25 protein-coding genes and 1 riboswitch are annotated in these 25352 nt (G+C 57.1%); of the genes, 15 read left to right on the forward strand and 10 right to left on the reverse strand.

The features are described from left to right. Nucleotides 1-58 precede the first annotated feature (58 nt). Nucleotides 59-679: a TIGR04211 family SH3 domain-containing protein gene (locus tag ABLU86_RS08595; RefSeq protein ID WP_015369636.1), complete on the reverse strand. Its 621-nt coding sequence runs from the start codon at nt 677-679 to the stop codon at nt 59-61. A gap of 212 nt (nt 680-891) precedes the next feature. Here ABLU86_RS08595 and ABLU86_RS08600 point away from each other — a divergent pair, with 212 nt between their 5' ends. From ABLU86_RS08600 to hldE, 3 genes are read left to right on the forward strand one after another with little or no spacing between them, the layout of a single operon-like run. Next, a complete protein-coding gene (locus ABLU86_RS08600; protein WP_160184249.1) occupies nt 892-2187 on the forward strand; it encodes an inorganic triphosphatase in 1296 nt (431 codons plus the stop codon). Between the two features lie 21 nt (nt 2188-2208). Beyond that, nucleotides 2209-5046, forward strand: coding sequence for a bifunctional [glutamate--ammonia ligase]-adenylyl-L-tyrosine phosphorylase/[glutamate--ammonia-ligase] adenylyltransferase (gene glnE, locus ABLU86_RS08605; RefSeq protein WP_199912064.1), 2838 nt, complete (start codon nt 2209-2211; stop codon nt 5044-5046). A gap of 58 nt (nt 5047-5104) precedes the next feature. Then, nucleotides 5105-6538, forward strand: a complete 1434-nt coding sequence (gene hldE / locus ABLU86_RS08610; protein ID WP_015369639.1) for a bifunctional D-glycero-beta-D-manno-heptose-7-phosphate kinase/D-glycero-beta-D-manno-heptose 1-phosphate adenylyltransferase HldE — start codon at nt 5105-5107, stop codon at nt 6536-6538. Nucleotides 6539-6615: 77 nt separating this feature from the next. Here hldE and ABLU86_RS08615 read toward each other — a convergent pair whose 3' ends face one another. After that, complete coding sequence (locus ABLU86_RS08615) at nt 6616-6765, reverse strand: hypothetical protein (protein ID WP_015369640.1); 150 nt, start codon at nt 6763-6765, stop codon at nt 6616-6618. On the opposite strand from ABLU86_RS08615, the gene glgS reads away from it, so the two are divergent. Continuing rightward, complete coding sequence (glgS, locus tag ABLU86_RS08620; protein WP_015369641.1) at nt 6757-6954, forward strand: cell surface composition regulator GlgS; 198 nt, start codon at nt 6757-6759, stop codon at nt 6952-6954. The two genes, ABLU86_RS08615 and glgS, sit on opposite strands and share 9 nt — an antisense overlap. Before the next feature lie 34 nt (nt 6955-6988). Here glgS and ABLU86_RS08625 read toward each other — a convergent pair whose 3' ends face one another. Further along, the gene (locus ABLU86_RS08625; protein ID WP_015369643.1) at nt 6989-7258 is read right to left on the reverse strand and encodes an accessory factor UbiK family protein; all 270 of its coding nucleotides are present in this window, start codon (nt 7256-7258) and stop codon (nt 6989-6991) included. 127 nt (nt 7259-7385) lie between these two features. After that, nucleotides 7386-7537: riboswitch (FMN riboswitch) on the forward strand. 105 nt (nt 7538-7642) lie between these two features. Here ABLU86_RS08625 and ribB point away from each other — a divergent pair. After that, nucleotides 7643-8296 (forward strand): 3,4-dihydroxy-2-butanone-4-phosphate synthase, encoded by a 654-nt coding sequence (gene ribB, locus ABLU86_RS08630; protein WP_015703517.1) that lies wholly within the window; start codon nt 7643-7645, stop codon nt 8294-8296. 205 nt (nt 8297-8501) lie between these two features. Further along, nucleotides 8502-9296 (forward strand): 4,5-DOPA dioxygenase extradiol, encoded by a 795-nt coding sequence (gene ygiD, locus ABLU86_RS08635; RefSeq protein WP_032715843.1) that lies wholly within the window; start codon nt 8502-8504, stop codon nt 9294-9296. A gap of 55 nt (nt 9297-9351) precedes the next feature. Here the strand turns inward: ygiD and ABLU86_RS08640 are convergent, their stop codons facing one another. The 3 genes from ABLU86_RS08640 to tolC form a co-directional block, all read right to left on the reverse strand. Continuing rightward, nucleotides 9352-10512: a glutathionylspermidine synthase family protein gene (locus ABLU86_RS08640; RefSeq protein ID WP_015703515.1), complete on the reverse strand. Its 1161-nt coding sequence runs from the start codon at nt 10510-10512 to the stop codon at nt 9352-9354. 5 nt (nt 10513-10517) lie between these two features. After that, nucleotides 10518-11189, reverse strand: a complete 672-nt coding sequence (locus ABLU86_RS08645; protein ID WP_015369647.1) for a DUF1190 family protein — start codon at nt 11187-11189, stop codon at nt 10518-10520. A 166-nt stretch (nt 11190-11355) separates the two neighbouring features. After that, complete coding sequence (tolC, locus tag ABLU86_RS08650; RefSeq protein WP_015703513.1) at nt 11356-12810, reverse strand: outer membrane channel protein TolC; 1455 nt, start codon at nt 12808-12810, stop codon at nt 11356-11358. A gap of 195 nt (nt 12811-13005) precedes the next feature. Between tolC and nudF the strand changes: the two genes are divergently transcribed. The 5 genes from nudF to parE are packed head-to-tail and all read left to right on the forward strand — an operon-like array spanning nt 13006 to nt 17412. Next, on the forward strand, nt 13006-13635 hold the full coding sequence (nudF, locus tag ABLU86_RS08655) for an ADP-ribose diphosphatase (RefSeq protein ID WP_015369649.1): 630 nt from the start codon (nt 13006-13008) through the stop codon (nt 13633-13635). A 1-nt stretch (nt 13636) separates the two neighbouring features. Next, complete coding sequence (locus tag ABLU86_RS08660) at nt 13637-14059, forward strand: DUF1249 family protein (RefSeq protein ID WP_015703512.1); 423 nt, start codon at nt 13637-13639, stop codon at nt 14057-14059. 24 nt (nt 14060-14083) lie between these two features. Then, nucleotides 14084-14911 (forward strand): 3',5'-cyclic-AMP phosphodiesterase, encoded by an 828-nt coding sequence (cpdA, locus tag ABLU86_RS08665; protein ID WP_015369651.1) that lies wholly within the window; start codon nt 14084-14086, stop codon nt 14909-14911. Beyond that, nucleotides 14911-15486: an esterase YqiA gene (yqiA, locus tag ABLU86_RS08670; protein WP_015369652.1), complete on the forward strand. Its 576-nt coding sequence runs from the start codon at nt 14911-14913 to the stop codon at nt 15484-15486. The genes cpdA and yqiA overlap by 1 nt, the downstream gene beginning before the upstream one ends. Nucleotides 15487-15516: 30 nt before the next feature. Continuing rightward, a complete protein-coding gene (gene parE / locus ABLU86_RS08675; RefSeq protein ID WP_015369653.1) occupies nt 15517-17412 on the forward strand; it encodes a DNA topoisomerase IV subunit B in 1896 nt (631 codons plus the stop codon). Between the two features lie 64 nt (nt 17413-17476). On the opposite strand, the gene ABLU86_RS08680 is transcribed toward parE, so the two are convergent. The 4 genes from ABLU86_RS08680 to qseB all read right to left on the reverse strand — a co-directional run bounded on the left by ABLU86_RS08680 (nt 17477) and on the right by qseB (nt 20520). Next, a complete protein-coding gene (locus ABLU86_RS08680; protein ID WP_015369654.1) occupies nt 17477-17791 on the reverse strand; it encodes a putative quinol monooxygenase in 315 nt (104 codons plus the stop codon). Nucleotides 17792-17826: 35 nt separating this feature from the next. Beyond that, a complete protein-coding gene (locus tag ABLU86_RS08685) occupies nt 17827-18408 on the reverse strand; it encodes an NAD(P)H-dependent oxidoreductase (protein ID WP_032709174.1) in 582 nt (193 codons plus the stop codon). Between the two features lie 106 nt (nt 18409-18514). Next, on the reverse strand, nt 18515-19864 hold the full coding sequence (gene qseC / locus ABLU86_RS08690) for a quorum sensing histidine kinase QseC (protein WP_045364186.1): 1350 nt from the start codon (nt 19862-19864) through the stop codon (nt 18515-18517). After that, nucleotides 19861-20520 (reverse strand): quorum sensing response regulator transcription factor QseB, encoded by a 660-nt coding sequence (qseB, locus tag ABLU86_RS08695; protein ID WP_015369657.1) that lies wholly within the window; start codon nt 20518-20520, stop codon nt 19861-19863. The genes qseC and qseB overlap by 4 nt, the downstream gene beginning before the upstream one ends. A 150-nt stretch (nt 20521-20670) precedes the next feature. Here qseB and ABLU86_RS08700 point away from each other — a divergent pair, with 150 nt between their 5' ends. The 4 genes from ABLU86_RS08700 (at nt 20671) to plsC (ending at nt 25317) form a co-directional block, all read left to right on the forward strand. Further along, nucleotides 20671-21066 (forward strand): YgiW/YdeI family stress tolerance OB fold protein, encoded by a 396-nt coding sequence (locus tag ABLU86_RS08700; RefSeq protein WP_015369658.1) that lies wholly within the window; start codon nt 20671-20673, stop codon nt 21064-21066. 77 nt (nt 21067-21143) lie between these two features. Beyond that, nucleotides 21144-22013 (forward strand): AraC family transcriptional regulator, encoded by an 870-nt coding sequence (locus ABLU86_RS08705; RefSeq protein WP_063445123.1) that lies wholly within the window; start codon nt 21144-21146, stop codon nt 22011-22013. Nucleotides 22014-22134: 121 nt separating this feature from the next. Then, on the forward strand, nt 22135-24393 hold the full coding sequence (parC, locus tag ABLU86_RS08710; protein ID WP_047039218.1) for a DNA topoisomerase IV subunit A: 2259 nt from the start codon (nt 22135-22137) through the stop codon (nt 24391-24393). Between the two features lie 186 nt (nt 24394-24579). Then, nucleotides 24580-25317: a 1-acylglycerol-3-phosphate O-acyltransferase gene (plsC, locus tag ABLU86_RS08715; RefSeq protein WP_015369660.1), complete on the forward strand. Its 738-nt coding sequence runs from the start codon at nt 24580-24582 to the stop codon at nt 25315-25317. Nucleotides 25318-25352: the final 35 nt, after the last annotated feature.

Raw genomic sequence — 25352 nt, forward strand, 5'->3', positions numbered from 1 at the left:
TGTTTCTCCCGCATCGACTTTTCGCAAGATGATACGTAAGTCTGGCAGAGAAGACGAATTAGTTCATCCACCGGTCTTTACGCTTGCGGCTCGGTACCAGATGCGGCAGCACCAGACCAAGGATCAGACCGACGCCAAGCACGCCGCCGCCGTACATAAACCACTGCATGATAATGGTACGCTGTTTATCATCAAGCTGCAGATTCGCCGCGTTCACCTTTTTCTGAGCGACAACCAGCTCGTTTTTCAGCTTTTGGTTCTCTTCTTTCAGGGCATTGATCGCGCCATCGCTACCGGCGACTTTTTTCTGCATGTCGGCGGTACGCTGGTTCCAGGTGGCGTCAATATTGTTCAGCTTGTCGGTCAGCGTTTTGACCTGATTTTCCAGATCCGGCACGCGAATGCGCAGGCTGGGCTCGTTGCTCAGCTCTTTCAGCGGGATCCAGGCGGTACGGCCGTTGCTATCGCGTACCTGCGCGTAATTCGTGCTGTCGTTGGTTTGCAGAACGTCGACGGCTTCGCCGGCGTTAATGGTGCCGACCAGACGATAGTTATCGCCAGGACCGCTGCGAACCCAGGTGCTCAGCTCATCGGAAACGTAGCGCTTTTCTTCTGCGTGAACCGCCGTAGCGGCGCTAAGCGCTAGCAATGTAAAGGTAATAAGGCGTAATTTTGGCATCAGGTCATCGTTTGGTCATAAAAAGTTGAACGATAGTAGTGGCATCGCCAGAGCGACGCAAAGTTTTCCGCCACAATCGGAATCATCCAAATGCAGCTGGCAAATGCGCATTGCATGGCGATTCGCCGCAAAATACTATTTACTGACAAAAAATATCGTCATTAGTTCGCCGCATTTTCCCGGCGACGCTTATCAGGTGGAAGAATTCAGCCATGGCTCAAGAAATCGAACTGAAGTTTATCGTTGCCCACGACGGCGTTGAGGCGCTGCGCCAGCATCTCAATTCGCTGGATGCGCAGCACACGCCGGCAGGCCAACTGCTGAATATTTACTACGAAACCGCCGATAACTGGCTGCGTCGGCACGACATGGGGCTGCGGATCCGCGGCGATCGGGAGCGTTATGAAATGACGCTGAAAATTGCCGGTCGGGTGGTGGGCGGCCTGCATCAGCGTCCGGAATACAATATTCCGCTGGAAAAAGCAGAGCTGGCGCTGGATAAACTGCCGGCAGAAGTTTGGCCGCAGGGGCAGTTGCCGGCAGAACTGGCGCAAAATGTGCAGCCGCTGTTTAGCACTGATTTCCTCCGCGAAAAATGGGTGGTGAAAGAGGGCAGCAGCCAGATTGAGATAGCTCTTGACCTTGGCGAAGTGAAAGCCGGTGAGCATCAGGAAGCCATTTGCGAACTGGAGCTTGAGCTGTTGAGCGGCGATACCGCCGACATTCTGGCGCTGGCGCATCGTTTACTGGCAACCGGCGTGCTGCGTCAGGGCAGCCTGAGCAAAGCGGCGCGCGGCTATCAGTTGGCGCAGAGCAACGAAGCGCGCCCGGTTAAACCGTTAACGGTAGTAGGCGTGGCGGCGAAAGCCAGCGTCGAGCAGGGGCTGGAAGCGGCGCTGGAAAGCGCGCTGGCGCACTGGCTCTATCATGATGAAGTCTGGAACCAGGGCAACGCGGCAGCTAAGCGTGAAATCCAGCGGGCGATGGCTCGCGTACGCCATGCGCTGGTGCTATTTGGCGGCATTGTGCCGCGAAAAGCCACCGTACAGTTGCGTGAATCGCTCACTGAGGCCGAAGCGGCGCTGGACGGCGCGGAGAAAGCCGAAGCGGCGTTGTTCAACCGCGCCACGGTTGGCGCCAAACTGCTGCTGACCGAATGGCTGGTTACCCGCGGTTGGCGTTCGTTCCTCAACGAGGCGGGGCAAAAGAAAATCGCCGGTTCGTTCAAACGCTTTGCCGATATCCAACTGTCGCGAGCGGCGGCGGAGCTGAAAAGCAACTTCCAGCAGACGCAGGACGACTATAGCGATCGGCTCACGCGTCTGGCGCGCGAGATCGACAGCATTCAATTGCTTTCCAGCGCCTATGCCGGGGTAGCCGAGGCCTGGCTGGAAAACTGGCAAGAGGTGCGCCGCGCTATCGAGAACAATGACCGCAGCGTCATCGAATATTTCCGTCGTCAGGCGCTGGCCGCGGAACCATTCTGGCTGCATAGTGGAAAACGATAATTTCAGGCCAGGGAGACCCCTATAATGGCGCTTTCTTCGCAGTTACAGCAGCACTGGCAGACGGTTGTGAACCGGCTTCCGGCAGATTTTCCCCTGCAAACGTTAAGTTTGCAGGCGCAGTCGGTGATGACATTCAGCGAGTTCGTTGAACAGAATCTGGTCGCTCAGCCGCAGTGGCTGGCTGAACTGGAAAGCGCTCCGCCGCATGCCGACGAATGGCGCCATTACGGCGACTGGCTGGCGGAACAGCTACAAGAGGTGACTGACGAGGCCGCGCTGATGCGCGAGCTACGCCAGTTCCGCCGCCGGATGATGGTGCGTATCGCCTGGGCGCAGGCGCTGCTGCTGGTGAGCGAAGAGAGCAGTTTGCAGCAGCTCAGCGCCCTGGCGGAGACCTTAATCGTCGCCGCCCGCGACTGGCTGTACGCCGCCTGCTGCCGGGAGTGGGGGACGCCGTGCAATGCGCAGGGCGAAGCGCAGCCGCTAATGATCCTGGGCATGGGGAAACTGGGCGGCGGAGAGCTTAACTTCTCTTCCGATATCGATCTCATTTTCGCCTGGCCGGAACACGGCGCCACCCAGGGCGGACGCCGCGAGGTGGATAACGGCCAGTTCTTTACCCGTCTGGGCCAGCGATTAATCAAAGTACTCGATCAGCCGACGCAGGATGGCTTCGTCTACCGCGTGGATATGCGTCTGCGACCATTTGGCGACAGCGGCCCGCTGGTGTTGAGCTTTGCGGCGCTGGAAGATTATTACCAGGAGCAGGGGCGCGACTGGGAGCGCTACGCGATGGTAAAGGCGCGGATCATGGGCGATAACGACGGCGTGTACGCCAACGAACTGCGCGCCATGCTGCGCCCGTTCGTCTTCCGCCGCTACATTGATTTCAGCGTCATTCAGTCTCTGCGTAACATGAAAGGGATGATCGCCCGTGAAGTGCGCCGCCGCGGCCTGACAGACAACATCAAGCTCGGCGCGGGCGGCATCCGCGAAATCGAATTTATCGTTCAGGTTTTCCAGCTGATCCGCGGCGGTCGCGAACCGGCCTTGCAGCAGCGCGCGCTGTTGCCGACGCTGACGGCGATTGACGAGCTGCATTTGCTGCCGGAAGGCGATGCCGCCCAGCTGCGCGAAGCCTATCTGTTCCTGCGCCGTCTCGAAAACCTGCTGCAGAGCATTAACGACGAGCAAACCCAAACCCTGCCGCAGGATGAGCTTAACCGCGCGCGCCTGGCGTGGGGGATGCGCGTCGCCGACTGGCAGACACTCAGCGCACAGCTTGAAGAGCAGATGCGCCGCGTGCGTCGCGTCTTTAACGAGCTTATCGGCGACGACGAGGCGCAATCGCCGGATGAACAGCTGGAAGAGTACTGGCGTGAACTGTGGCAGGACGCGCTGGAAGAAGACGACACTACGCCGGCGCTGGCGCACCTTGATGACAACGATCGGCGCAGCGTGCTGGCGCTGATCGCTGATTTTCGCAAAGAGCTCGACCGGCGCACCATTGGCCCGCGCGGGCGGCAGGTACTCGACCAGCTGATGCCGCATCTGCTCAGCGAGGTCTGCTCACGGGCGGATGCGCCGCTGCCGCTGGCGCGAATCACCCCATTACTGACCGGAATCGTCACCCGTACCACCTATCTGGAGCTGCTCAGCGAATTCCCCGGCGCGTTAAAACACCTGATTAGCCTGTGCGCTGCTTCACCGATGGTTGCCAGCCAGCTGGCGCGCCACCCGCTGCTGCTGGACGAACTGCTGGATCCGAACACGCTTTATCAACCGACGGCGACCGATGCGTACCGCGATGAACTGCGCCAGTATTTGCTGCGCGTGCCGGAAGAAGATGAAGAACAGCAGCTGGAAGCGCTGCGTCAGTTTAAACAGGCGCAATTGCTGCATATCGCCGCCGCCGATATTGCCGGCACGCTACCGGTGATGAAAGTGAGCGATCACTTAACCTGGCTGGCGGAGGCGATGATCGACGCGGTGGTGCAGCAGGCGTGGCTTCAGATGGTCGCCCGCTACGGTCAGCCGACTCATCTTCGCGACCGTCAGGGGCGCGGTTTTGCGGTAGTGGGTTACGGTAAACTTGGCGGTTGGGAACTGGGTTATAGTTCCGATCTCGATCTGGTCTTCCTCCACGACTGTCCGATGGAGGTGATGACCGACGGTGAACGGGAAATCGATGGCCGCCAGTTCTATCTGCGCCTTGCCCAGCGAATCATGCATCTTTTCAGCACCCGCACCTCGTCGGGCATCCTGTATGAAGTGGACGCTCGCTTACGTCCATCCGGCGCGGCGGGCATGCTGGTGACCACCGCCGATGCCTTCGCCGATTATCAGCGCAATGAAGCCTGGACCTGGGAGCATCAGGCGCTGGTTCGCGCCCGGGTGGTGTATGGCGACCCGGCGCTGCAGGCGCGCTTCGATGCGATCCGCCGCGATATCCTGACCACGCCGCGTGAAGGCGCAACGCTGCAGACCGAAGTACGTGAGATGCGGGAAAAGATGCGCGCTCATCTCGGCAATAAGCAGCGCGATCGCTTTGATATCAAAGCCGATGCCGGAGGGATCACCGATATTGAATTTATTACCCAATATCTGGTGCTGCGCTACGCGCATGAAAAGCCAAAGCTGACGCGCTGGTCCGATAATGTGCGTATTCTGGAACTGCTGGCGCAGAACGGCATCATGGATGAGGACGAGGCGCGGGCGCTTACCCATGCCTACACTACGTTACGCGATGCGTTGCACCATCTGGCGCTGCAGGAGCTGCCGGGCAACGTTGCGCCGGATGCTTTCGACGGCGAACGTCAGCAGGTGAGCGCTAGCTGGCAGAAGTGGTTGATGGCTTAACTAACAAATCGGGTGTGCTATTATCGCGCGCAAAGTTTGCATCTCGCAGGAGAGAGTAATGAAAGTAACGCTGCCAGAGTTTGAACGTGCAGGAGTGTTGGTGGTAGGCGATGTGATGCTGGACCGCTACTGGTACGGCCCCACCAGCCGTATTTCCCCGGAAGCCCCGGTGCCGGTGGTGAAGGTGGAAAATATCGAAGAACGCCCTGGCGGCGCGGCTAACGTGGCGATGAACATTGCGTCGCTCGGCGCGACTTCTCGTCTGGTCGGCCTGACCGGTATCGACGATGCCGCGCGCGCGCTTAGCAAAGCGCTGGCTGACGTAAAAGTGAAGTGTGATTTCGTGTCGGTACCGACGCATCCGACCATCACCAAGCTGCGCGTGCTGTCGCGCAACCAGCAGCTGATCCGCCTCGATTTTGAAGAGGGTTTCTCCGGGGTCGATCCACAGCCGATGCATGAACGTATTCAGCAGGCGCTGGGTTCGATCGGCGCGCTGGTGCTGTCAGACTACGCGAAAGGCGCGCTGGCCAGCGTGCAGACCATGATTAAGCTGGCGCGGGATGCCGGCGTTCCGGTGCTGATTGATCCGAAAGGCACTGAATTTGAACGCTACCGCGGGGCAACGCTGCTGACGCCGAACCTGTCTGAATTCGAAGCGGTCGCCGGAAAGTGTAAAGATGAAGCGGAAATCGTCGAACGCGGGATGAAAATCATCGCCGACTTCGAGCTTTCCGCACTGCTGGTAACGCGCTCCGAGCAGGGTATGACGCTGCTGCAGCCGGGTCGTCCGCCGCTGCATATGCCGACCCAGGCGCAGGAAGTGTATGACGTCACCGGGGCAGGCGACACGGTTATCGGCGTGCTGGCGGCGACGCTGGCGGCGGGTAACACGCTGGAAGAGGCCTGCTATTTCGCTAACGCCGCGGCCGGTGTGGTGGTCGGCAAGCTGGGGACTTCCACCGTTTCGCCAATCGAGCTGGAAAACGCGGTGCGCGGGCGTGCCGATACCGGTTTTGGCGTGATGAGCGAAGAAGAGCTGAAACAGGCGGTCGCCGCGGCGCGTAAGCGTGGCGAAAAAGTGGTGATGACCAATGGCGTCTTCGACATTCTGCACGCGGGTCACGTTTCGTATCTGGCCAATGCGCGCAAGCTGGGCGATCGTCTGATCGTCGCCGTCAACAGCGATGCCTCAACCAAACGTCTGAAAGGCGAAACCCGCCCGGTGAACCCGCTTGAACAGCGGATGATCGTGCTGGGAGCGCTGGAAGCCGTCGATTGGGTCGTGTCGTTTGAAGAAGATACGCCGCAGCGGCTGATTGCCGGGATCCTGCCGGATCTGTTGGTGAAAGGCGGTGATTACAAGCCGGAGCAGATCGCCGGCAGCGAAGAGGTATGGGCCAACGGCGGCGAAGTGCTGGTGCTCAACTTTGAAGATGGCTGCTCGACTACCAATATTATCAAGAAGATTCAGAAAGATAGCGACAAGTAATCAATACGCTTTACCGCTCTGAACGGAGCGGTCTACAACGGCCTGCGGGGATACCTTCGCGGGCCGTTTTTATTTAATCATGCGGAAAATGATTTAGCGCAATAAATAACCCGGTTAAGCGCATTTTTCGTACAAAATACGTTAAGGTAAGCGTAAATACTGAAGTGAGTAAAAGGCATATGACCAATCAGAACGCCAACGGCTGAAGGAGTATGCGGATGAACCATAACGATATGTATTCTATGAAGAACTTCGATTTTCTGGCACGTAGTTTCGCCAGGATGCACGCGCAAGGCCATTCGGTTGATCTTCAGGCTATTGTCGGCAATATGGATGAGGAACATCGTGAATGGTTTTGCCAACGCTATGAGCTTTATTGTCGTCAGGTGAATAGCCCGGCCGAGTTAGAGCACTAAGCCAAATGAAAACGGGCCATTCAGGCCCGTTTTTTTATTGCTGTTCTTCGCTCTTCGGCGCAGCTGAACGGCTTTCCAGATCGCTAATGCGCTGCTCCAGTAAAGCCAGCTTTTCGCGGGTGCGCAGCAGAACCTGAGTTTGCACATCGAACTCTTCGCGGCTGACCAAATCCAGACGAGTTAACTGCGATTGCAGTACCTGGCGGATTTTCTTTTCTACGTCATCTCCAAGATCGCGAAGGCCTTTCGGCATCGATTCATGGACCTGGCGGGCGATTTGTTCAATTTTTTTCGGGTCAATCATGGCGGATTCCTGCACTGGTCTAGTTAGCGTTCATTGTAGTGCGAACGGGAGCGCCTATAAACCACAAATGTAAGATGTCGAGTGAGTAGCCATTGATGAAGATAGTTAATGGCGTTATAGTTATCTCGCTTATTCTCAGGGCGGGGCGAAATTCCCCACCGGCGGTAAATCAACCTGCGCGTTGAAAGCCCGCGAGCGCTTCCAGTGAAAACGGGAAGGTCAGCAGATCCGGTGTAATTCCGGGGCCGACGGTTAAAGTCCGGATGGGAGAGAGTAACGGCTCAGTCGGGTTACGATCCGCTTGCGTTGACTTTTGCCGCTAAACCGGCACTCCTAAGACTGCCCTGATTCTGGTAACCATAATTTTAATGAGGTTTTTTTACCATGAATCAGACGCTCCTTTCTTCTTTTGGTACCGCTTTTGAACGTGTGGAACACGCTTTAGACGCACTGCGCGAAGGCCGCGGTGTGATGGTGCTTGATGATGAAGACCGTGAAAACGAAGGCGATATGATTTTCGCCGCCGAAACCATGACCGTTGAGCAAATGGCGCTGACCATTCGTCACGGCAGCGGCATTGTCTGCCTGTGCCTGACCGAAGATCGCCGCAAGCAGCTTGACCTGCCGATGATGGTGGAGAACAACACCAGCGCCTACGGCACCGGCTTTACCGTGACCATTGAAGCGGCAGAAGGCGTAACCACCGGCGTATCTGCCGCTGACCGCATCACGACCGTGCGCGCCGCCATTGCCGATGGCGCGAAACCCTCCGATCTCAACCGTCCGGGCCACGTCTTCCCGCTGCGTGCGCAGCCTGGCGGCGTAATGACCCGGGGCGGCCACACTGAAGCGACCATCGACCTGGTGACCCTTGCGGGCTTTAAACCGGCAGGCGTTCTCTGTGAACTGACTAACGACGATGGCACCATGGCGCGCGCGCCGGAGTGCATCAAGTTCGCTCAGCAGCACAACATGGCTGTTGTCACCATTGAAGACCTGGTGGCTTACCGCCGCGAGCACGATCGCAAAGCCAGCTAAGTTACCGCTGTTCTGATGACAAGCCCACTTTACGGTGGGCTTTGTTGTTTCTGGGTCGAGCTAATATGCTTTCTCTACGGGTACATGGGAGAGATTTTTCACCTTCAAATTTTCTGATGATGATCATCACGCTTATCTGAGTTTATCTGCGGCTAAAAGCGCGTAATGTGAAGGAATCAAATACTCCCTACTGAAGGATACCATCATGTCCCGTACCCGTATGCCAGCGTTGTTTTTAGGCCATGGTAGCCCGATGAACGTGCTGGAAGATAATATCTATACCCGCGCCTGGCGTCATCTCGGCGAAACGCTGCCGCGGCCGAAAGCTATCGTGGTTATTTCCGCGCACTGGTTTACTCGCGGGACGGGCGTGACGGCGATGGAAGCGCCGAAAACCATTCATGATTTTGGCGGTTTCCCGCAGGCCTTATACGATACGCACTACCCTGCGCCGGGATCGCCGGAGCTGGCGCAACATCTGGTTGAGCTGCTGGCGCCGGTGCCTGTCACCCTCGATAAAGAGGCGTGGGGGTTTGACCACGGTTCGTGGGGGGTACTGATCAAAATGTACCCTGATGCCGATATTCCCATGGTTCAGTTAAGTATCGATAGCACTAAGCCCGCGGCATGGCATCTGGAGATGGGGCGTAAGCTGGCGTCGCTGCGTGATGAAGGCATTATGCTGGTGGCGAGCGGCAACGTGGTGCATAACCTGCGTACCGCGCGCTGGCATGGCGAAAGCACGCCGTATCCGTGGGCCCAGTCGTTTAACGACTATGTCAAAGCGAATCTGAACTGGAAAGGGCCGGTCGAAGCGCATCCGCTGGTGAATTATTTAAGCCATGAAGGTGGTTCGCTCTCTAACCCAACGGCTGAGCACTTCCTGCCGCTGCTCTATATTCTGGGAGCGTGGGATGGTGAAGAGCCGATAACGATCCCGGTCGAAGGGATGGAAATGGGGTCGCTGAGCATGCTGTCGGTGGTCGTGGGCGCCGCGTAACGGCAGCTATCGCACATGAAAAAACCCCGGCCACTCAGGTTGCCGGGGTTTGCCGTTATTCGACGAAAATGTGCGGATAGAAACGCGAAAGATCCTGGGTGATCAGCGCCCGATCTTCACGGATGCCGATCCCGGCAGGCTGGTCGTTAATAAGCCAGCTGCCAATCAGCGTATAGCTATCGCCAAATTTCGGCAGCGGATAAAACTCCTGCACGATGGTGCCTTCTTCCCCGTACGGACCTTCCACCGCCTCCACCACTTTGCCATTTTCAACGATCGACACGTTGGCGCCTTCGCGGGAGAAGATCGGCTTAATGACGTACTTCTCAAGCTGCGGATGGTTATCTTCGCTGAAGTAAGCCGCCAACAGGTTAGGGTGGTTGGGGAACATTTCCCACAGCATCGGCAGCAGCGCCTTGTTGGAGATAATGCTCTTCCACGCCGGCTCCAGCCAGCGTACGCCGGCGTCTTCCAGCTTGGTGGAGAACATCTCGCGCAGCATAAATTCCCACGGATAGAGCTTGAACAGATTGCCGATGACCTGATCCTGTAAATCGGTAAACTGACCTTTCTCGCCAAGACCGATATCTTCGATATACAGGAACTCGGTGGCGACGCCCGCTTCTGCCGCACAGTCCTGCAGATACTGCACGGTGCCGCGGTCTTCAACGGTATCGCGGCAGCAGGCCATATGCAGCAGCTGGAAGCCAAACTGTTCACGCAGCTCGCCGAAGCGTTCAATCAGCTTTTCCTGCAGGCTGTTGAACTGATCGCTGTCGGCAGGCAGATTACCGGCGTTAAGCTGATCTTCCAGCCAGATCCATTGAAAGAACGCTGCTTCATATAGCGAGGTTGGCGTATCCGCGTTGTTTTCCAGCAGCTTCGGTTCGCCCACGCCATCCCAGGCCAGATCCAGACGCGAATACAGCGACGGCTGGTTGGTTTTCCACGACTGACGCACAAAGCCCCAGGTGTGCTTAGGGATGCGGAATTTGGTCATCAGCTCGTCGCTGGCGATCACTTTCTCAACGACCTGTAGACACATTTGATGCAGCTCGGCGGTGACCGCTTCGAGCTTTTCAACCTGCGCCAGCGTCAGCTTGTAGTAGGCCTCTTCGCTCCAGTACGGCTCGCCGTACATGGTGTGAAAGTTGAAGCCATACTCGGTCGCTTTCTCGCGCCAGTCCGGGCGCTCGGTAATGCTGATTCTTTCCATGCCGCTTAACCGCCCATCGAGCGTGAAGAGGAGCTGGAGCCCGCGGCGCTACGCTGCATCGTCGATTGCTTAGCGACGGATTCGCCAAAACCGCCGCGGGTGACGGTCGTGGTGGTGGCCGGTTTCGGCGCCATCGCGGTTTTCGGCACGTTCATGGTACGGCCCGGTTGCGCTGCGCCATAGCTCTTACCGCTGGCATCGGTGTACTGGCCGTAGGCCGGGCTGGCCGGGTTCTTCGAGCTAAACAGCGGCTGCTGCGCGGCCATGCCGCCGCCCATCAGGCGACCCATCATGTAGCCGGCCATCAGCGGCATCCAGAAGCTGCCGCTGCTTTGCGCCTGTGCCTGGTTTTCCGGGGCGACGCCCGCCTGAGCCGGCGCCTGCTGGCATTGGCCTTCGCCAAACTCGGCGACGCAGTCTTCACGGCTGGCGTATTTCGGCGCGGTGCGCGCGGCTTCTTTCACCGCGTTATTGTAGGCGGTGGTGCACTCTGCGGCTTTGCTTGGGTTAGCCGCGGAGCAGTCATCGGCGTTCTGATACAGAGAAACCGTCTCGTCAGTTTTTTCACAACCGGCGAGCATAAAGACGGCGGTGACGGCAAGGGCGACCGGCGTCAGGTGGCGAGCGCTCCAGCTTTTGCGGAACGACGCATGATTAATATTTTTTGTCCGTTTCATATTTGTCTTCCAGGACCCAGTGGTAGTGCGTTTGTCAACGCTCAGGATAGAGTATGAGTGGTGGAAAATGAAGCGAAAGAGGGGAAAAGCGGAGGTCTTTACGTTGCCTTACGTTTAACGCCCCGCCTGACCCGAAGGCCAGACGAGGCGTCATCGCGTTCAACGATTAGTGGCTAAACGGATTAGAACCGCTGGTCTTCGTCGTACGGGCGGCAGCCGGCTGTGCGGAAGCGGTGTTCGCATAACCGTCAGCGGCGGCGTCCTGCTGCGGATTTTCCGGCGCGACGCTGTCCGGTGAAGTCGGAATCGCTTTACCCAGCGTGTTGTTCAGCGCGATCAGATCCTGCTCGTTCAGCGTGCCGAGAGCGGACTTGATGTTCAGCTCGTTGATCAGGTAGTTATAACGGGCGTTGGAGAGCTGCTGCTTGGCGTTGTACAGCGTGGTGGTCGCATCCAACACGTCAACGATGGTACGCGTACCCACCGAATAACCCGCTTCCATCGCATCCAGGGAGCTCTGCGCAGAGACAACGGCCTGTTTGTAGGCATTGATGCTGCTGATGGAGGCATTCACGTTGTTAAACGACGAACGCACGGTCTGCACCACGCTGCGGTGCGCGCTTTCCAGCTGCTCGCTGGCGCCGACGAAGTTGTACTGCGCCTGTTTCACCTGCGAGTTAACCATCCCGCCCTGATACAGCGGCAGGGAGAAGCTCAGGCCGACTTTGTTTTGCCCGACATCGGCGTCCTGGGAAATGTTTTTGGAACCGCTGTAACGGTTATTAGAGACACCGGTAGAAGCATTCAAATCAAGAGTAGGTAAATGACCATCCTGCGCCTGGCGAATCTGCTCACGCGCCAGATCCTGGTTCAGACGCGCCTGCAGCAGCGACAGGTTGCGGTTTTCCGCTTCCTTCAGCAGCGCGTTCACCGCCTGCGGTTTGCTGGTTTTGAAGCCGTTAACGTTCAGCGACGCCAGCTCCGGGTAGTAGTTGCCGGTGACCTGACGAAGCTCTTCAACGGCGTTGTCGAGGTCGTTACGCGCGGTCACTTCATTTGCCAGCACGGCGTCGTATTGCGAGCGGGCGTTTTGTACGTCGGTGATGGCAACCAGGCCCACGTTAAAGCGCTGGGTGGTTTGGTCCAACTGACGATAGATAGCCTGTTTCTGTGCTTCGGTATAGGAGAGCGTATCGATAGCGGCCAGGACTTTAAAGTAAGCCGTCGCGGTATTCAGAATCAGCGTTTGCTGGTCAGTCTGATAGGTGACATCCTGAATGCCCGCCGCTTTTTCCTGCAGGGTCAGCGCGCGCCATTTCGACATATCGAACAGGGTTTGCGTTAACTGCAATGAACCGCTGGTGACGTTGGAGTTCTGGTTTTTGTAATCACGGAACCCGCTGGTATAGGTATAATCCGCGCCCAGACCGAGTTGCGGCAGTAATGGGCTTCGCGCTTCGTTGATCTTTTCGAATGCAGCATCGCGATCGGCTGCCGATTTACGCAGGTCAGGGTTGCTAATACGCGCCTGCTGATAAACCTGCAACAGGTTCTCTGCCTGGCTCATGGCGCTGAAGCCAGTCAGGCCCAGGCCGATAAGGATGGGAAAAAGTTTCTTCATTTGCATTCCTTGTTGTGAAGCATTTAGCGCTACTCAAATTCTAAAAATAATCGCTGATTGTATCGACTCTGTCGCCGTAAAAAGTTGGCGTTACGTGCCATAGGGCGGTAATTTGCACCAATCTAACATACAGGCTGTAAAACGGTAGCCAAACGGCCTATAAATCCCTACTTTCGGATGAGCAGGACACAGACAATGAGCAAACCTAATCAGCAGGGAATTACCTTCTCTAAAAACGATGTAGAAATTATTGCACGGGAAACGCTCTATCGCGGTTTTTTTTCGCTCGATTTGTATCGTTTTCGCCATCGCCTGTTTAACGGCGGGATGAGCGGCGAGGTTACCCGCGAAATTTTTGAGCGCGGGCACGCCGCGGTCTTGCTACCCTTTGACCCGGTGCGTGATGAAGTTGTGCTGGTCGAGCAGATCCGTATCGCCGCCTATGATACCAGCGAGAGCCCGTGGCTGCTGGAAATGGTCGCCGGGATGATAGAAGAAGGCGAAACGGTAGAAGATGTCGCCCGCCGGGAAGCGCTGGAAGAGGCCGGGCTTGAAGTTGGGCGCACCAAACCAATATTAAGCTATCTGGCAAGCCCAGGCGGCACCAGCGAGCGGTTATCGATCCTGGTGGGCGAAGTTGATGCATCGACGGCAAAAGGCATTCACGGCCTGGCCGAAGAAAACGAGGATATTCGGGTGCATGTGGTGAGCCGGGAACAGGCTTACCAGTGGGTAGAAGAGGGGAAAATCGACAACGCGGCTTCTGTCATCGCCCTGCAATGGCTGCAGCTGCATTATCATAGCTTACGAAACGAGTGGAAATAATATGAAGCGTTATACACCTGACTTCCCGGAAATGATGCGCCTGTGCGAAACCAATTTCGCCCAGCTGCGCCGCCTGTTGCCTCGCACTGAGGCGGTCGGCGATATGGCGAACTATCAGGTGGGGGCGGCGCAATATCGATTAACGGTGGTCGAATCGACCCGCTACACTACATTAGTGACAATAGAACAGACTATGCCTGCGGTGAGCTACTGGAGCCTGCCGTCAATGACGGTGCGCCTGTATCACGACGCCATGGTGGCTGAAGTGTGTTCAAGTCAGCAGATTTTTCGCTTCAAAGCGAGATATGATTACCCTAATAAAAAGTTGCATCAACGCGACGAAAAGCATCAAATTAATCAGTTTCTGGCCGACTGGCTGCGTTACTGTTTAGCACATGGAGCGATGGCGATTCCGGTTTGTTAGCGTCGTGAAACCTAAGGACACCATTTGGAAAGCCTGTTAAACCTACCTCTGGCTGGTGAGACCAGAGTCAGGATATTACAAATTACTGATACTCACCTGTTTGCTGAAAAACATGAAACGCTGTTGGGTATCAATACCTGGGAAAGTTATCAGGCTGTATTGGATGCGATACATGCCTCACAGCGTGAATGCGACCTGATTGTAGCAACAGGCGATCTGGCGCAAGACCACTCTGCCGCGGCCTATCAGCATTTCGCTGAAGGCATCGCGAGCTTTGCCGCACCCTGCGTCTGGCTGCCGGGAAACCATGATTTTCAACCGGCGATGTACAGCACGCTGCACGATGCCGGCATCTCCCCCGCAAAACGCGTCCTGTTGGGCGATCATTGGCAAATCCTGCTGCTGGACAGCCAGGTCTTTGGCGTGCCTCACGGTGAGCTGAGCGATTTCCAACTGGAGTGGCTTGAGCATCAATTGAATGCGGAACCTGAGCGCTACACGCTGCTGTTACTGCATCATCATCCGCTGCCGGCGGGCTGCAGCTGGCTTGATCAGCATAGCCTGCGCAACGCCGGGGCGTTAGACCACATCCTGAGCAACTATCCGCGGGTTAAGCACCTGCTATGCGGCCATATTCACCAGGAGCTGGATCTCGACTGGAACGGGCGGCGGATGATGGCGACGCCATCGACCTGCGTGCAGTTTAAACCGCATTGCGCTAATTTCACCCTCGATACCGTCTCTCCAGGCTGGCGCTGGCTTGAACTGCATCCTGATGGCGTGTTGACGACTGAAGTCTGTCGTCTCAGCGGCGCCGAGTTTCACCCGGATATCGCTTCAGAAGGATACTGATGTCTACTCTTCTTTATCTGCACGGATTTAACAGCTCGCCGCGCTCGGCAAAAGCGACGGCGCTGAAAACGTGGCTGGCGCAGTACCACCCGGAAATTAACATGGTGGTGCCGGAACTGCCTGCTTTCCCGGCGCAGGCGGCAGAGATGCTGGAAGCCATCGTGCTGGAGCACGGCGGCGAGCCGTTAGGCGTGGTGGGGTCGTCGTTGGGCGGCTACTACGCCACCTGGCTGTCGCAATGTTTTATGCTGCCGGCGGTGGTGATTAACCCGGCGGTGCGGCCATTTGAACTGCTGAACAATTTTCTTGGCCCCAATGAGAATCCGTACACCGGGCAGCAATATGTGCTAGAGTCTCGCCATATTTACGATCTTAAAGTCATGCATATCGACCCGCTGGAAGCGCCTGACCTTATCTGGTTATTGCAGCAAACGGGCGATGAAGTGCTTGATTACCGCCAGGCTGTTGACTACTTCGCCTCCTGCCGTCAAACGGTCGAGGAGGGCGGTAATCACGCATTTGTTGGCTTTGAAGATCATTTCACCCAGATTATCGATTTTCTGGGCCTGCGCTAAGCGGTTCAGAACGACCTACGAATACACACCATGACGCAATCTTCATATAACGCTGATGCCATTGAGGTACTCACCGGGCTTGAGCCGGTTCGCCGCCGCCCGGGAATGTACACCGACACAACCCGTCCTAACCATCTTGGTCAGGAAGTTATTGATAACAGTGTGGATGAAGCACTGGCCGGCCACGCCAAACGCGTGGAGGTCATCCTCCATGCCGATCAATCGTTGGAGGTTATCGACGACGGGCGCGGGATGCCGGTTGATATCCACCCGGAAGAAGGGGTTCCGGCGGTTGAGCTGATCCTTTGTCGGCTGCATGCGGGCGGGAAGTTTTCTAATAAAAACTACCAGTTCTCCGGCGGCCTGCATGGGGTGGGGATCTCGGTCGTCAACGCCTTGTCTAAGCGCGTGGAAGTCAACGTGCGCCGCGATGGTCAGGTCTACAGCATCGCCTTTGAAAATGGGGAAAAAGTTGAAGACCTGCGCGTCACCGGCACCTGCGGTAAACGCAACACCGGTACCAGCGTCCATTTCTGGCCGGATGAAAGCTTCTTCGATAGCCCGCGTTTCTCCGTCTCGCGGCTAACTCACCTGCTGAAAGCGAAAGCGGTGCTGTGCCCGGGCGTGGAAATTGTGTTCCGCGACCAGGTGAACAACAGCGAACAGCGCTGGTGCTATGCGGACGGCCTTAATGATTATCTGTGCGAGGCGGTCAACGGCCTGCCGCTGCTGCCGGAAAAACCGTTTGTCGGCAACTTCTCCGGCGAAACGGAAGCGGTGGATTGGGCGCTGCTGTGGCTGCCGGAAGGCGGCGAACTGCTGACCGAAAGCTACGTAAACCTGATCCCGACTATGCAGGGCGGTACGCATGTTAACGGTCTGCGTCAGGGGTTGCTCGACGCGATGCGCGAGTTTTGCGAATACCGCAATATCCTGCCGCGCGGCGTGAAGCTGTCGGCGGAAGATATCTGGGATCGCTGCGCGTACGTACTGTCGGTGAAGATGCAGGATCCGCAGTTCGCCGGGCAGACGAAAGAACGTCTGTCGTCGCGTCAGTGCGCGGCATTCGTCTCCGGGGTGGTTAAAGACGCCTTCAGCCTGTGGCTGAACCAGAACGTACAGGCGGCGGAGCTGCTGGCGGAAATGGCCATTTCCAGCGCCCAGCGCCGCCTGCGCGCCGCCAAGAAAGTAGTGCGCAAAAAGCTCACCAGCGGCCCGGCGCTGCCGGGTAAGCTGGCGGACTGCACCGCGCAGGACCTGAACCGCACCGAACTGTTCCTTGTCGAAGGGGATTCTGCGGGCGGTTCGGCGAAACAGGCGCGCGACCGTGAATATCAGGCGATCATGCCGCTGAAAGGCAAGATCCTGAATACCTGGGAAGTCTCTTCCGATGAAGTGCTGGCTTCGCAAGAGGTGCACGACATTTCGGTGGCGATTGGTATCGACCCGGATAGCGATGATTTAAGCCAGCTGCGTTACGGTAAGATCTGTATTCTCGCCGATGCCGACTCGGATGGTCTGCACATCGCTACCCTGCTGTGCGCGCTGTTCGTGAAGCATTTCCGTACCCTGGTGAAAGAGGGCCACGTGTATGTCGCGCTGCCGCCGTTGTATCGTATCGACTTGGGTAAAGAGGTTTACTACGCGCTGACGGAAGAAGAAAAAGCCGGCGTGCTGGAGCAGTTGAAGCGTAAGAAGGGCAAGCCGAACGTACAGCGCTTTAAAGGGCTGGGCGAGATGAACCCGATGCAGCTACGTGAAACCACGCTCGACCCGAACACCCGCCGCCTGGTGCAGCTCATCATCACCGATGAAGACGAGCAGCAAACGACCGCGGTGATGGATATGCTGTTGGCCAAGAAGCGTTCTGAAGACCGTCGCAACTGGCTGCAGGAAAAAGGCGATATGGCGGATCTCGAAGCCTAAGCCGACGTCAGCCGCCAGATGCGAAAAAGGGAGCCTGAGGCTCCCTTTTTTACTTCTGTCGGGCTTATACGCCAGCCTGCAGAATGCGGATGCTGGTTTCCAGCACGTCGCCTTTGACCGCTTCAGCGTAAGCCTTCATGTGCGGCGTTTGCAGATGCGCTTCAAGATGCGCGACGCTTTCCCACTGCTCGACCATAACGATCGAATCCGGGGCGGAGGTCTGAAAACTCACGCCAGCGGCGTGGTCAACCAGCGGCGCGTAGCCGTGGCAGCCTTCTTCCTGCAGTACCACAGGGACAATTTTAGCGAACTGATCCAGTACCGCCTGACGGTGGTGTTGGCCCGGACGAGTACGAATTTCGGCAATCACTGTTAACATGGTTAACTCAACTCCTTCTGTATGTAGGCTTCTAGTTAACCAAAAATCGCCGCCAGATGCTTGCGATATTCTGCGATGACGTGTGGAACGTCAGGCATTTTAATCACGTCGTTGGCGATAAAGGTCGGCATCGCGCTCATGCCAAGGAACTGATTGGCTTTGTGGAACGGCAGGTAAACGCCATCAACGCCGACGCCGTGGAAGAATTGATCTTTATCGGTGAAGGCTTCCATCGGCGCATTCCAGGTCAGCGACAGCATATACTGTTTACCCTGAATCAACCCGCCGGAGCCATATTTTTTGCTGTCATCGGAGCGGGTACGGCCATCGCTGGCGTACAGAGAACCATGGCCTTCGGTGAAGACGTCATCCATGTACTTTTTCACGGTCCACGGCGCGCCCATCCACCAGCCCGGCATCTGCCAGATAACCACGTCGGCCCACAGAAAATTCTGCACTTCTTCTTTTACATCGTACTCGCTTTCCGCGCGGACGATTTTAACATCATGCCCGACGTCGCGCAGGTAACCATCCGCGACCTCGGTCAGGGTGTCGTTCAATTGGCCATTAGAGTGAGCGAATTTTTTCGCCCCGTTGATAATCAGGATGTTGCTCATTTTTTGCCCTCAACCTATTAAATTTGTCGGCAATTTTACCCCGCGAAGCGGGGCAGTAAAATGAGCAAAATGTGCAAAGTCTTTTGCATTTTTGGCAATAATGTGGCTACCAGTAAACGCGCGCCTCGAAGCCGCCGTCGCGCGCGTTAGCAAAATCAACCCGCATGCCGTGCAGTGCGGCGATGCGGCGAACGATCGATAAGCCTAATCCGCTGCCGGGGGCATCCTGGCCCGGCGGGCGATAAAAACGCTCGCCAATGCGCGCCAGCGCTTGCGGGCTAATGCCTGGACCATTGTCGCGGACCCGGAATTCGCGGGCGGAAAGGGTGATATCCACCTGGCTACCGCGCGGGCTGTAGCGTATGGCATTATCCAGCAGATTGCGTACCAGCAGGCTGAGCAGCAGCGGCTGGCCGGTGCGGACGATATTGCTGGCGTTCAGATGCAGGCGTAACTCAATGGCGGACTGCTGCGCGTGGTGATACATCTCCATTACAGCCGACTGCAACAGGTCGTCGATAGCGACCGACTGCACGTCATCCAGTTGCGCAAGGGAATCCAGCCGCGACAGCGTAAGTAATTGATCGACCAGCCGAGTGGCGCGGTCGATGCCCTGATGTAATTGCGCCAACGCTTTATCCCGGCCTTCGGGATCGTCCATCGAAAGCTGGGCGACTTCGGTTTGCACCTTCAGCGCCGCCAGCGGGCTGCGCAACTCGTGGGCGGCATCAGAAGTAAAACGGCGCTCGCGCAGCATGGTTTCGTGGGTACGGCTGAATAGCTGATTCAGGGCATCGACCAGCGGGCGAACTTCCGAAGGGATTTTGTCGTCCGACAGACGTTCCGCCGAATCCGGCGCGCGCTGGCGCAGGGTTCGAGCCAGTTTCTTCAATGGCGCCAGCTCGCGGCTTAATAGCACGATGAGCAGCACGAACATCAGCGGTAGCGCGACCAGCCACGGCGTGAGCTGCGAGGTAACGATATCCATCGCCATTTCCCGGCGATAATCCCACTCCTGGCCGACGGCGATACGATGACGGCCGTCAGCGGTGGTCAGCCACAGAAAACGCCATTCGTCGTCATCGCCACGCAGGTAGCCATCGCTGAAGCCTTCGCGCTGCGAACCCCATTGAATATCTTCGCCGTTTTCGCCATCGTTAAGTACCATTTTTCCGTCGCGGGTGAAGATAGCGAAGGCCAGCGCGTCATCATCAAGATGGCCGTGTTTAACTTTTTTCTTTTCGCGGATTTGCGTCGGTCGCGCCTGTAGCTCATCGACATTCATCGCGCTCAGGCGGCGGGCGAAGAGCAGTTGTTGGGTATCAAACAGCTTATCCAGCTTTTCGCTGGTCTGCTGCCAGGCGATCACGCTGGCAATCCCCCAGGCGGCGCTGGTCAGCAGGACAAACAGCAGCGTCAGGCGCAGGCGCAGGCTCAGACGGGCGAGTCGTTTCATGCGTCACCCAGGGTATAGCCGATGCCGTGCACGGTGCGGATAAAACCGCTGCCGAGTTTGCGACGCAGATGGTGAACGTGAACTTCCACGGCGTTGCTGGAGACCTCGTCGTCCCAGTTATAAAGCTTTTCCTCGATAAGCTTACGCGGTAATACGCGCCCCGCGTTGCGCATAAGCAGTTCCAGCAGGGCGAACTCCTTCGGCTTCAGCGCCAGGCTTTCACCATCAAGGCTGGCGGTTAAGCGGTTCGGGTCGAGAGTCACCTTTCCGTGGCGTAGCTCGCTGCTGCTCTGGCCGTGAGCGCGGCGGATCAGCGCCTCGAGACGCGCCGCTACCTCAATGAGGGCGAAGGGTTTACACAGATAGTCATCGGCGCCAAGCTGTAGCCCTTCGACCCGCTGGCTCAGCGCGTCGCGGGCGGTGAGGATCAGTACGGGTTCATTACGACCTTTATCGCGCCATTCGCGCAGAATATCGAGACCGTCAATGCCGGGGAGAGTCAGGTCAAGTATCGCGGCGTCGTAAGGGGCGCTATACAGGGCGTTTTTGCCCTCCTGGCCTGCGGTGAACCAGTCGATGCTGAAGCCCATTTTGCTCAGCCCGGCTTTGATGCCGTCGCCGATCAGTTTGTCATCTTCCACCAATAATATGCGCATGTTTCCCTCCGACGATCCCGTTTCTTTGCGCAGTAAACCGCGTTGATGCAGGGGATGTACAGCATTAAAATTTCTTTTTTCCGCTTAAGAAGTCGTTAAGTTTTGTCAGGCGTAATAGGAGCCATACCAACACATAAGGGAGATTATAAAATGAAAAAAATTGCTGCGATGACCGCGATTATTGCTTTGGTTTCCATGCCGGTACTGGCCGCCGGGCAGGGTGGATTCACCGGACCGTCTACTACCACTACCTCGCAGGCCGGCGGCTTCACCGGGCCGAGCGGCGCGGTGACCACCGTGGCGAACGCCAAGTCGCTGCGCGATGACACCTGGGTGACCCTGCGCGGTAAAATCGTCGAGCGCATCTCTGATGATCTGTATAAATTCCAGGATGCCTCCGGCGTGGTGAACGTCGATATCGACCACAAGCGCTGGAATGGCGTGACCGTCGGCCCGCAGGATACGGTAGAAATTCAGGGTGAAGTCGATAAAGACTGGAACTCGGTAGAGATCGACGTGAAGCAGATCCGTAAAATCACGCCATAATGCCCGCGCCAGAGTGCGCAAGATCGGTCAGGAATCGCTATCCTCGCTCTGGCAGAGTGTGTCGCGTGGAGGAGACGATGAACGATATTAAGGCCAGCCCGGCGTACGTCGGGCGTTTTCAGCGAGTCTGTTTGTACATTGAGAACCATCTTGATGAGCCGCTAACGCTGGAGGCGCTGAGCGCGATTGCGTATAGCTCGCCTTACCATTTTCACCGGCAATTTAGTGCGTATACCGGCGTTCCGCTGTACCGGTATATTCAGTGGTTACGCCTGCGGCGCGCCTGTTGGCGCCTGGCCTTCAACCCGCACGATAAAATCATCGATATTGCCCTTGATGCGGGATTTCAAAATTCGGAGTCGTTCAGTCGCGCCTTCCGTACCGCGTTTGATCAAAGCCCGACTCAGTTCCGTCAGCGACCGGATTGGGCCGAGTGGCATCGACGCGTACCGAAACATACGCTACAGGAGCAAACTTCGATGGACGTAAACATCATTCAATTTCCAGCCACAAGGATCGCCGTATTGCAACATCGCGGGAGCCCGGACCTGGTCAACGCCACCGCCGCGCGTTTTATCGCATGGCGCAAAACGAGCGGGCTGTCGCCAGTCGCCACCAGCGAAACCTGGGGCATTGCCTGGGACGATCCGCAAACAACGCCAGGCGACGCGTTTCGTTTTGATATCTGCGGCACCGTCGATCGGCCGATTAGTGAAAACGCGTTTGGCGTGATTAACGGCGAGATCCCGGCAGGCCGTTGCGCCGTGGCCCGCCACCACGGTTCGCTGGACACGCTGGCGCAAAGCGTCTGGTTCCTCTATCGCGACTGGCTACCCGCCGCCGGGGAGACGCTAAGGGATTTTCCGGTGTTCTTCCGCTACCTCAATTTTGTGCATGAAGTTGGCGAGCATGAACTCCGCACCGATATTTATTTGCCGCTAGCCTGATTGATATCCTCATCCTCTTTAACCGATCTCACTTCCTGTGACTCAGGGCGTGAGATCGGGTATTATCGCGGGTAGTTTTGCCGCCGCAATGGCCGCGTCCCAGATTGAGGATCCACGATTAATGAGCGATATGGCAGAGCGCCTCGCGCTACATGAATTCACGGAAAATGCCTACCTGAACTACTCCATGTACGTCATCATGGACAGGGCATTACCGTTTATTGGCGATGGCTTAAAGCCGGTTCAGCGCCGCATTGTCTATGCAATGTCCGAGTTGGGCCTGAACGCCAGCGCCAAGTTCAAAAAATCCGCCCGCACCGTCGGCGACGTGTTGGGTAAATATCACCCGCACGGCGACAGCGCCTGCTATGAAGCGATGGTGCTGATGGCGCAGCCGTTCTCTTACCGCTACCCGCTGGTAGACGGGCAGGGGAACTGGGGCGCGCCGGACGATCCGAAATCCTTCGCGGCGATGCGTTACACCGAATCCCGCCTGTCGAAATACGCCGAACTGCTGCTCAGCGAACTGGGTCAGGGCACCGTCGATTGGGTGCCGAACTTTGACGGTACGCTGCAGGAGCCAAAAATGCTGCCGGCGCGTCTGCCGAACATCCTGCTGAACGGCACCACCGGCATTGCGGTCGGTATGGCTACCGATATTCCGCCGCACAACCTGCGTGAAGTGGCGCAGGCGGCGATTACGCTGCTGGAAAAACCGAAAACCACGCTCGATGAGCTGCTGGATATCGTGCAGGGGCCGGACTACCCGACCGAAGCGGAAATCATTACCCCGCGCGCGGAAATTCGCAAAATCTACCAGAACGGCCGCGGTTCGGTGCGCATGCGCGCCGTGTGGACGAAAGAAGACGGCGCGGTGGTGATTAGCGCGCTGCCGCATCAGGTGTCCGGCGCGCGCGTGCTGGAACAGATCGCCGCGCAGATGCGTAACAAAAAGCTGCCGATGGTTGATGATCTACGTGATGAATCGGATCATGAAAACCCGACCCGTCTGGTGATCGTGCCGCGTTCCAACCGCGTGGATATGGAGCAGGTGATGAACCACCTGTTCGCCACTACCGATCTGGAAAAGAGCTACCGCATCAACCTCAACATGATCGGCCTGGACAATCGTCCGGCGGTGAAAAACCTGCTTGAAATCCTGACGGAGTGGTTGACCTTCCGTCGTGATACCGTGCGTAACCGCCTGAACTACCGTCTGGAAAAAGTCCTCAAGCGCCTGCACATCCTCGAAGGTTTGCTGGTCGCGTTCCTCAACATTGATGAAGTGATTGAGATAATCCGCCACGAAGATGAACCGAAGCCGGCGCTGATTGCCCGTTTCGGCATCAGCGAAACCCAGGCGGAAGCGATTCTGGAATTAAAACTGCGTCATCTCGCCAGGCTGGAAGAGATGAAGATCCGCGGCGAGCAGAGCGAGCTGGAAAAAGAGCGCGATCAGCTGCAGGCGATTCTGGCCTCCGAACGCAAGATGAATAACCTGCTGAAGAAAGAGCTGCAGGCCGATGCCGATACCTTTGGCGACGATCGCCGTTCGCCGCTGCGCGAGCGCGAAGAAGCGAAGGCCATGAGCGAGCACGATATGCTGCCGTCCGAGCCGGTCACTATCGTTCTGTCGCAGATGGGTTGGGTGCGTAGCGCCAAAGGCCACGATATCGATGCGCAGGGGCTGAGCTACAAAGCCGGCGATAGCTGGAAAGCGTCGGTGAAAGGCAAGAGCAACCAGCCGGTGGTGTTTATTGATACCACCGGGCGCAGCTACGCCATCGACCCGATTACGCTGCCTTCCGCCCGCGGCCAGGGCGAGCCGGTCACCGGTAAAGTGACGCTGCCGCCGGGCGCCAGCGTAGAACATATGCTGATGGAGGCAGACGATCAGAGGCTGCTGATGGCCTCCGATGCCGGCTACGGTTTCGTCTGTACCTTCAACGACCTGGTGGCGCGCAACCGCGCCGGTAAGGCGCTGATTACGCTGCCGGAGAACGCGCATGTGATGCCGCCGCTGGTCATTGAAGACGATGCCGATATGCTGTTGGCGATTACCCATGCCGGACGCATGCTGATGTTCCCGGTGAGCGATCTGCCGCAGCTGTCGAAAGGCAAAGGCAACAAGATTATCAACATTCCGTCGGCGGAAGCCGCCTCCGGCCAGGATGGTCTGGCGCACCTGTTTGTCCTGCCGCCGCAGAGCACGCTAACTATCCACGTCGGCAAGCGTAAGATCAAACTGCGTCCGGAAGAGCTGCAAAAAGTCACCGGCGAGCGCGGCCGTCGCGGTTCGCTGATGCGTGGCCTGCAGAAAATCGACCGCGTGGAGATCGACTCCCCGCGCCGCGCCTCAGCTGGCGACAGCGAAGAGTAAGATCCGCATCCTTCACCCGGCTGGAGGATGCGAAAATTTGCCGCAAAATCGTTGTTTATTCAGGCATTGCGATTAACATGTCCTCCAGGGGCGGAGATTTTCCGCCCCGCGTTGAGAGGGCAGCGGTGTCCTGAGCCTGTGATTCAACGGATATAACGCTAAGCGGTTTGGGTTTCAGAGGAAGCTATGTTATTTATTTTTCGACTAATTTTTGTTGTCATTTATTGCATCGTCGTGTGCATATTTGGCAGTCTTTACTGCTTGTTCAGCCCGCGCAACCCTAAGCACGTCGCGACGTTTGGTCATCTGTTTGGCCGCCTGTCCCCGGTATTTGGCCTGAAAGTCGAACTGCGTAAGCCTGCGGACGCGGAAAGCTACGGCAATGCGATCTACATCGCTAACCACCAGAACAACTATGATATGGTGACAGCATCGAACATCGTGCAGCCGCCGACGGTTACCGTGGGTAAAAAAAGCCTGTTATGGATACCGTTCTTTGGCCAGCTTTACTGGCTGACGGGCAACCTGCTGATTGACCGCAATAACCGAACCAAAGCGCACGGCACTATTGCCGAAGTGGTGAATGCGTTTAAAAAGCGTAAAATTTCGTTCTGGATGTTCCCGGAAGGGACCCGCAGCCGCGGCCGCGGTCTGCTGCCCTTTAAAACCGGCGCGTTCCACGCGGCCATCGCCGCTGGCGTACCGATTATTCCAGTATGCGTGTCGAATACATCGAACAAAATTAAACTCAATCGCTGGAACAATGGTCTGGTGATTGTCGAGATGCTGCCGCCGGTCGATACCAGTCAGTTTGGTAAAGATAACGTGCGCGCGCTGGCGACACACTGCCGCGAGATGATGTCCGCTAAAATCGCCGAGCTGGATAAAGAAGTGGCCGAGCGCGAAGCGGCTGGAAAGAAATAATACAGGAAACGCCGCGAACGCGAGCGTATTGCTGG

Source organism: Klebsiella sp. JN_Kp121, from assembly GCF_040062145.1.
Taxonomy (GTDB): Bacteria; Pseudomonadota; Gammaproteobacteria; order Enterobacterales; family Enterobacteriaceae; genus Klebsiella; species Klebsiella aerogenes.

What these genes read in the sequence shown, in the direction of transcription:
- ABLU86_RS08595 (WP_015369636.1), bottom strand. Translation starts at nt 679, where the DNA reads ATGCCAAAATTACGCCTTATTACCTTTACATTGCTAGCGCTTAGCGCC.
- ABLU86_RS08600 (WP_160184249.1), top strand. Translation starts at nt 892, where the DNA reads ATGGCTCAAGAAATCGAACTGAAGTTTATCGTTGCCCACGACGGCGTT.
- hldE (WP_015369639.1), top strand. Translation starts at nt 5,105, where the DNA reads ATGAAAGTAACGCTGCCAGAGTTTGAACGTGCAGGAGTGTTGGTGGTA.
- glgS (WP_015369641.1), top strand. Translation starts at nt 6,757, where the DNA reads ATGAACCATAACGATATGTATTCTATGAAGAACTTCGATTTTCTGGCA.
- ABLU86_RS08615 (WP_015369640.1), bottom strand. Translation starts at nt 6,765, where the DNA reads ATGGTTCATCCGCATACTCCTTCAGCCGTTGGCGTTCTGATTGGTCAT.
- ABLU86_RS08625 (WP_015369643.1), bottom strand. Translation starts at nt 7,258, where the DNA reads ATGATTGACCCGAAAAAAATTGAACAAATCGCCCGCCAGGTCCATGAA.
- ribB (WP_015703517.1), top strand. Translation starts at nt 7,643, where the DNA reads ATGAATCAGACGCTCCTTTCTTCTTTTGGTACCGCTTTTGAACGTGTG.
- ygiD (WP_032715843.1), top strand. Translation starts at nt 8,502, where the DNA reads ATGTCCCGTACCCGTATGCCAGCGTTGTTTTTAGGCCATGGTAGCCCG.
- ABLU86_RS08640 (WP_015703515.1), bottom strand. Translation starts at nt 10,512, where the DNA reads ATGGAAAGAATCAGCATTACCGAGCGCCCGGACTGGCGCGAGAAAGCG.
- ABLU86_RS08645 (WP_015369647.1), bottom strand. Translation starts at nt 11,189, where the DNA reads ATGAAACGGACAAAAAATATTAATCATGCGTCGTTCCGCAAAAGCTGG.
- tolC (WP_015703513.1), bottom strand. Translation starts at nt 12,810, where the DNA reads ATGAAGAAACTTTTTCCCATCCTTATCGGCCTGGGCCTGACTGGCTTC.
- nudF (WP_015369649.1), top strand. Translation starts at nt 13,006, where the DNA reads ATGAGCAAACCTAATCAGCAGGGAATTACCTTCTCTAAAAACGATGTA.
- ABLU86_RS08660 (WP_015703512.1), top strand. Translation starts at nt 13,637, where the DNA reads ATGAAGCGTTATACACCTGACTTCCCGGAAATGATGCGCCTGTGCGAA.
- yqiA (WP_015369652.1), top strand. Translation starts at nt 14,911, where the DNA reads ATGTCTACTCTTCTTTATCTGCACGGATTTAACAGCTCGCCGCGCTCG.
- parE (WP_015369653.1), top strand. Translation starts at nt 15,517, where the DNA reads ATGACGCAATCTTCATATAACGCTGATGCCATTGAGGTACTCACCGGG.
- ABLU86_RS08680 (WP_015369654.1), bottom strand. Translation starts at nt 17,791, where the DNA reads ATGTTAACAGTGATTGCCGAAATTCGTACTCGTCCGGGCCAACACCAC.
- ABLU86_RS08685 (WP_032709174.1), bottom strand. Translation starts at nt 18,408, where the DNA reads ATGAGCAACATCCTGATTATCAACGGGGCGAAAAAATTCGCTCACTCT.
- qseC (WP_045364186.1), bottom strand. Translation starts at nt 19,864, where the DNA reads ATGAAACGACTCGCCCGTCTGAGCCTGCGCCTGCGCCTGACGCTGCTG.
- qseB (WP_015369657.1), bottom strand. Translation starts at nt 20,520, where the DNA reads ATGCGCATATTATTGGTGGAAGATGACAAACTGATCGGCGACGGCATC.
- ABLU86_RS08700 (WP_015369658.1), top strand. Translation starts at nt 20,671, where the DNA reads ATGAAAAAAATTGCTGCGATGACCGCGATTATTGCTTTGGTTTCCATG.
- ABLU86_RS08705 (WP_063445123.1), top strand. Translation starts at nt 21,144, where the DNA reads ATGAACGATATTAAGGCCAGCCCGGCGTACGTCGGGCGTTTTCAGCGA.
- parC (WP_047039218.1), top strand. Translation starts at nt 22,135, where the DNA reads ATGAGCGATATGGCAGAGCGCCTCGCGCTACATGAATTCACGGAAAAT.
- plsC (WP_015369660.1), top strand. Translation starts at nt 24,580, where the DNA reads ATGTTATTTATTTTTCGACTAATTTTTGTTGTCATTTATTGCATCGTC.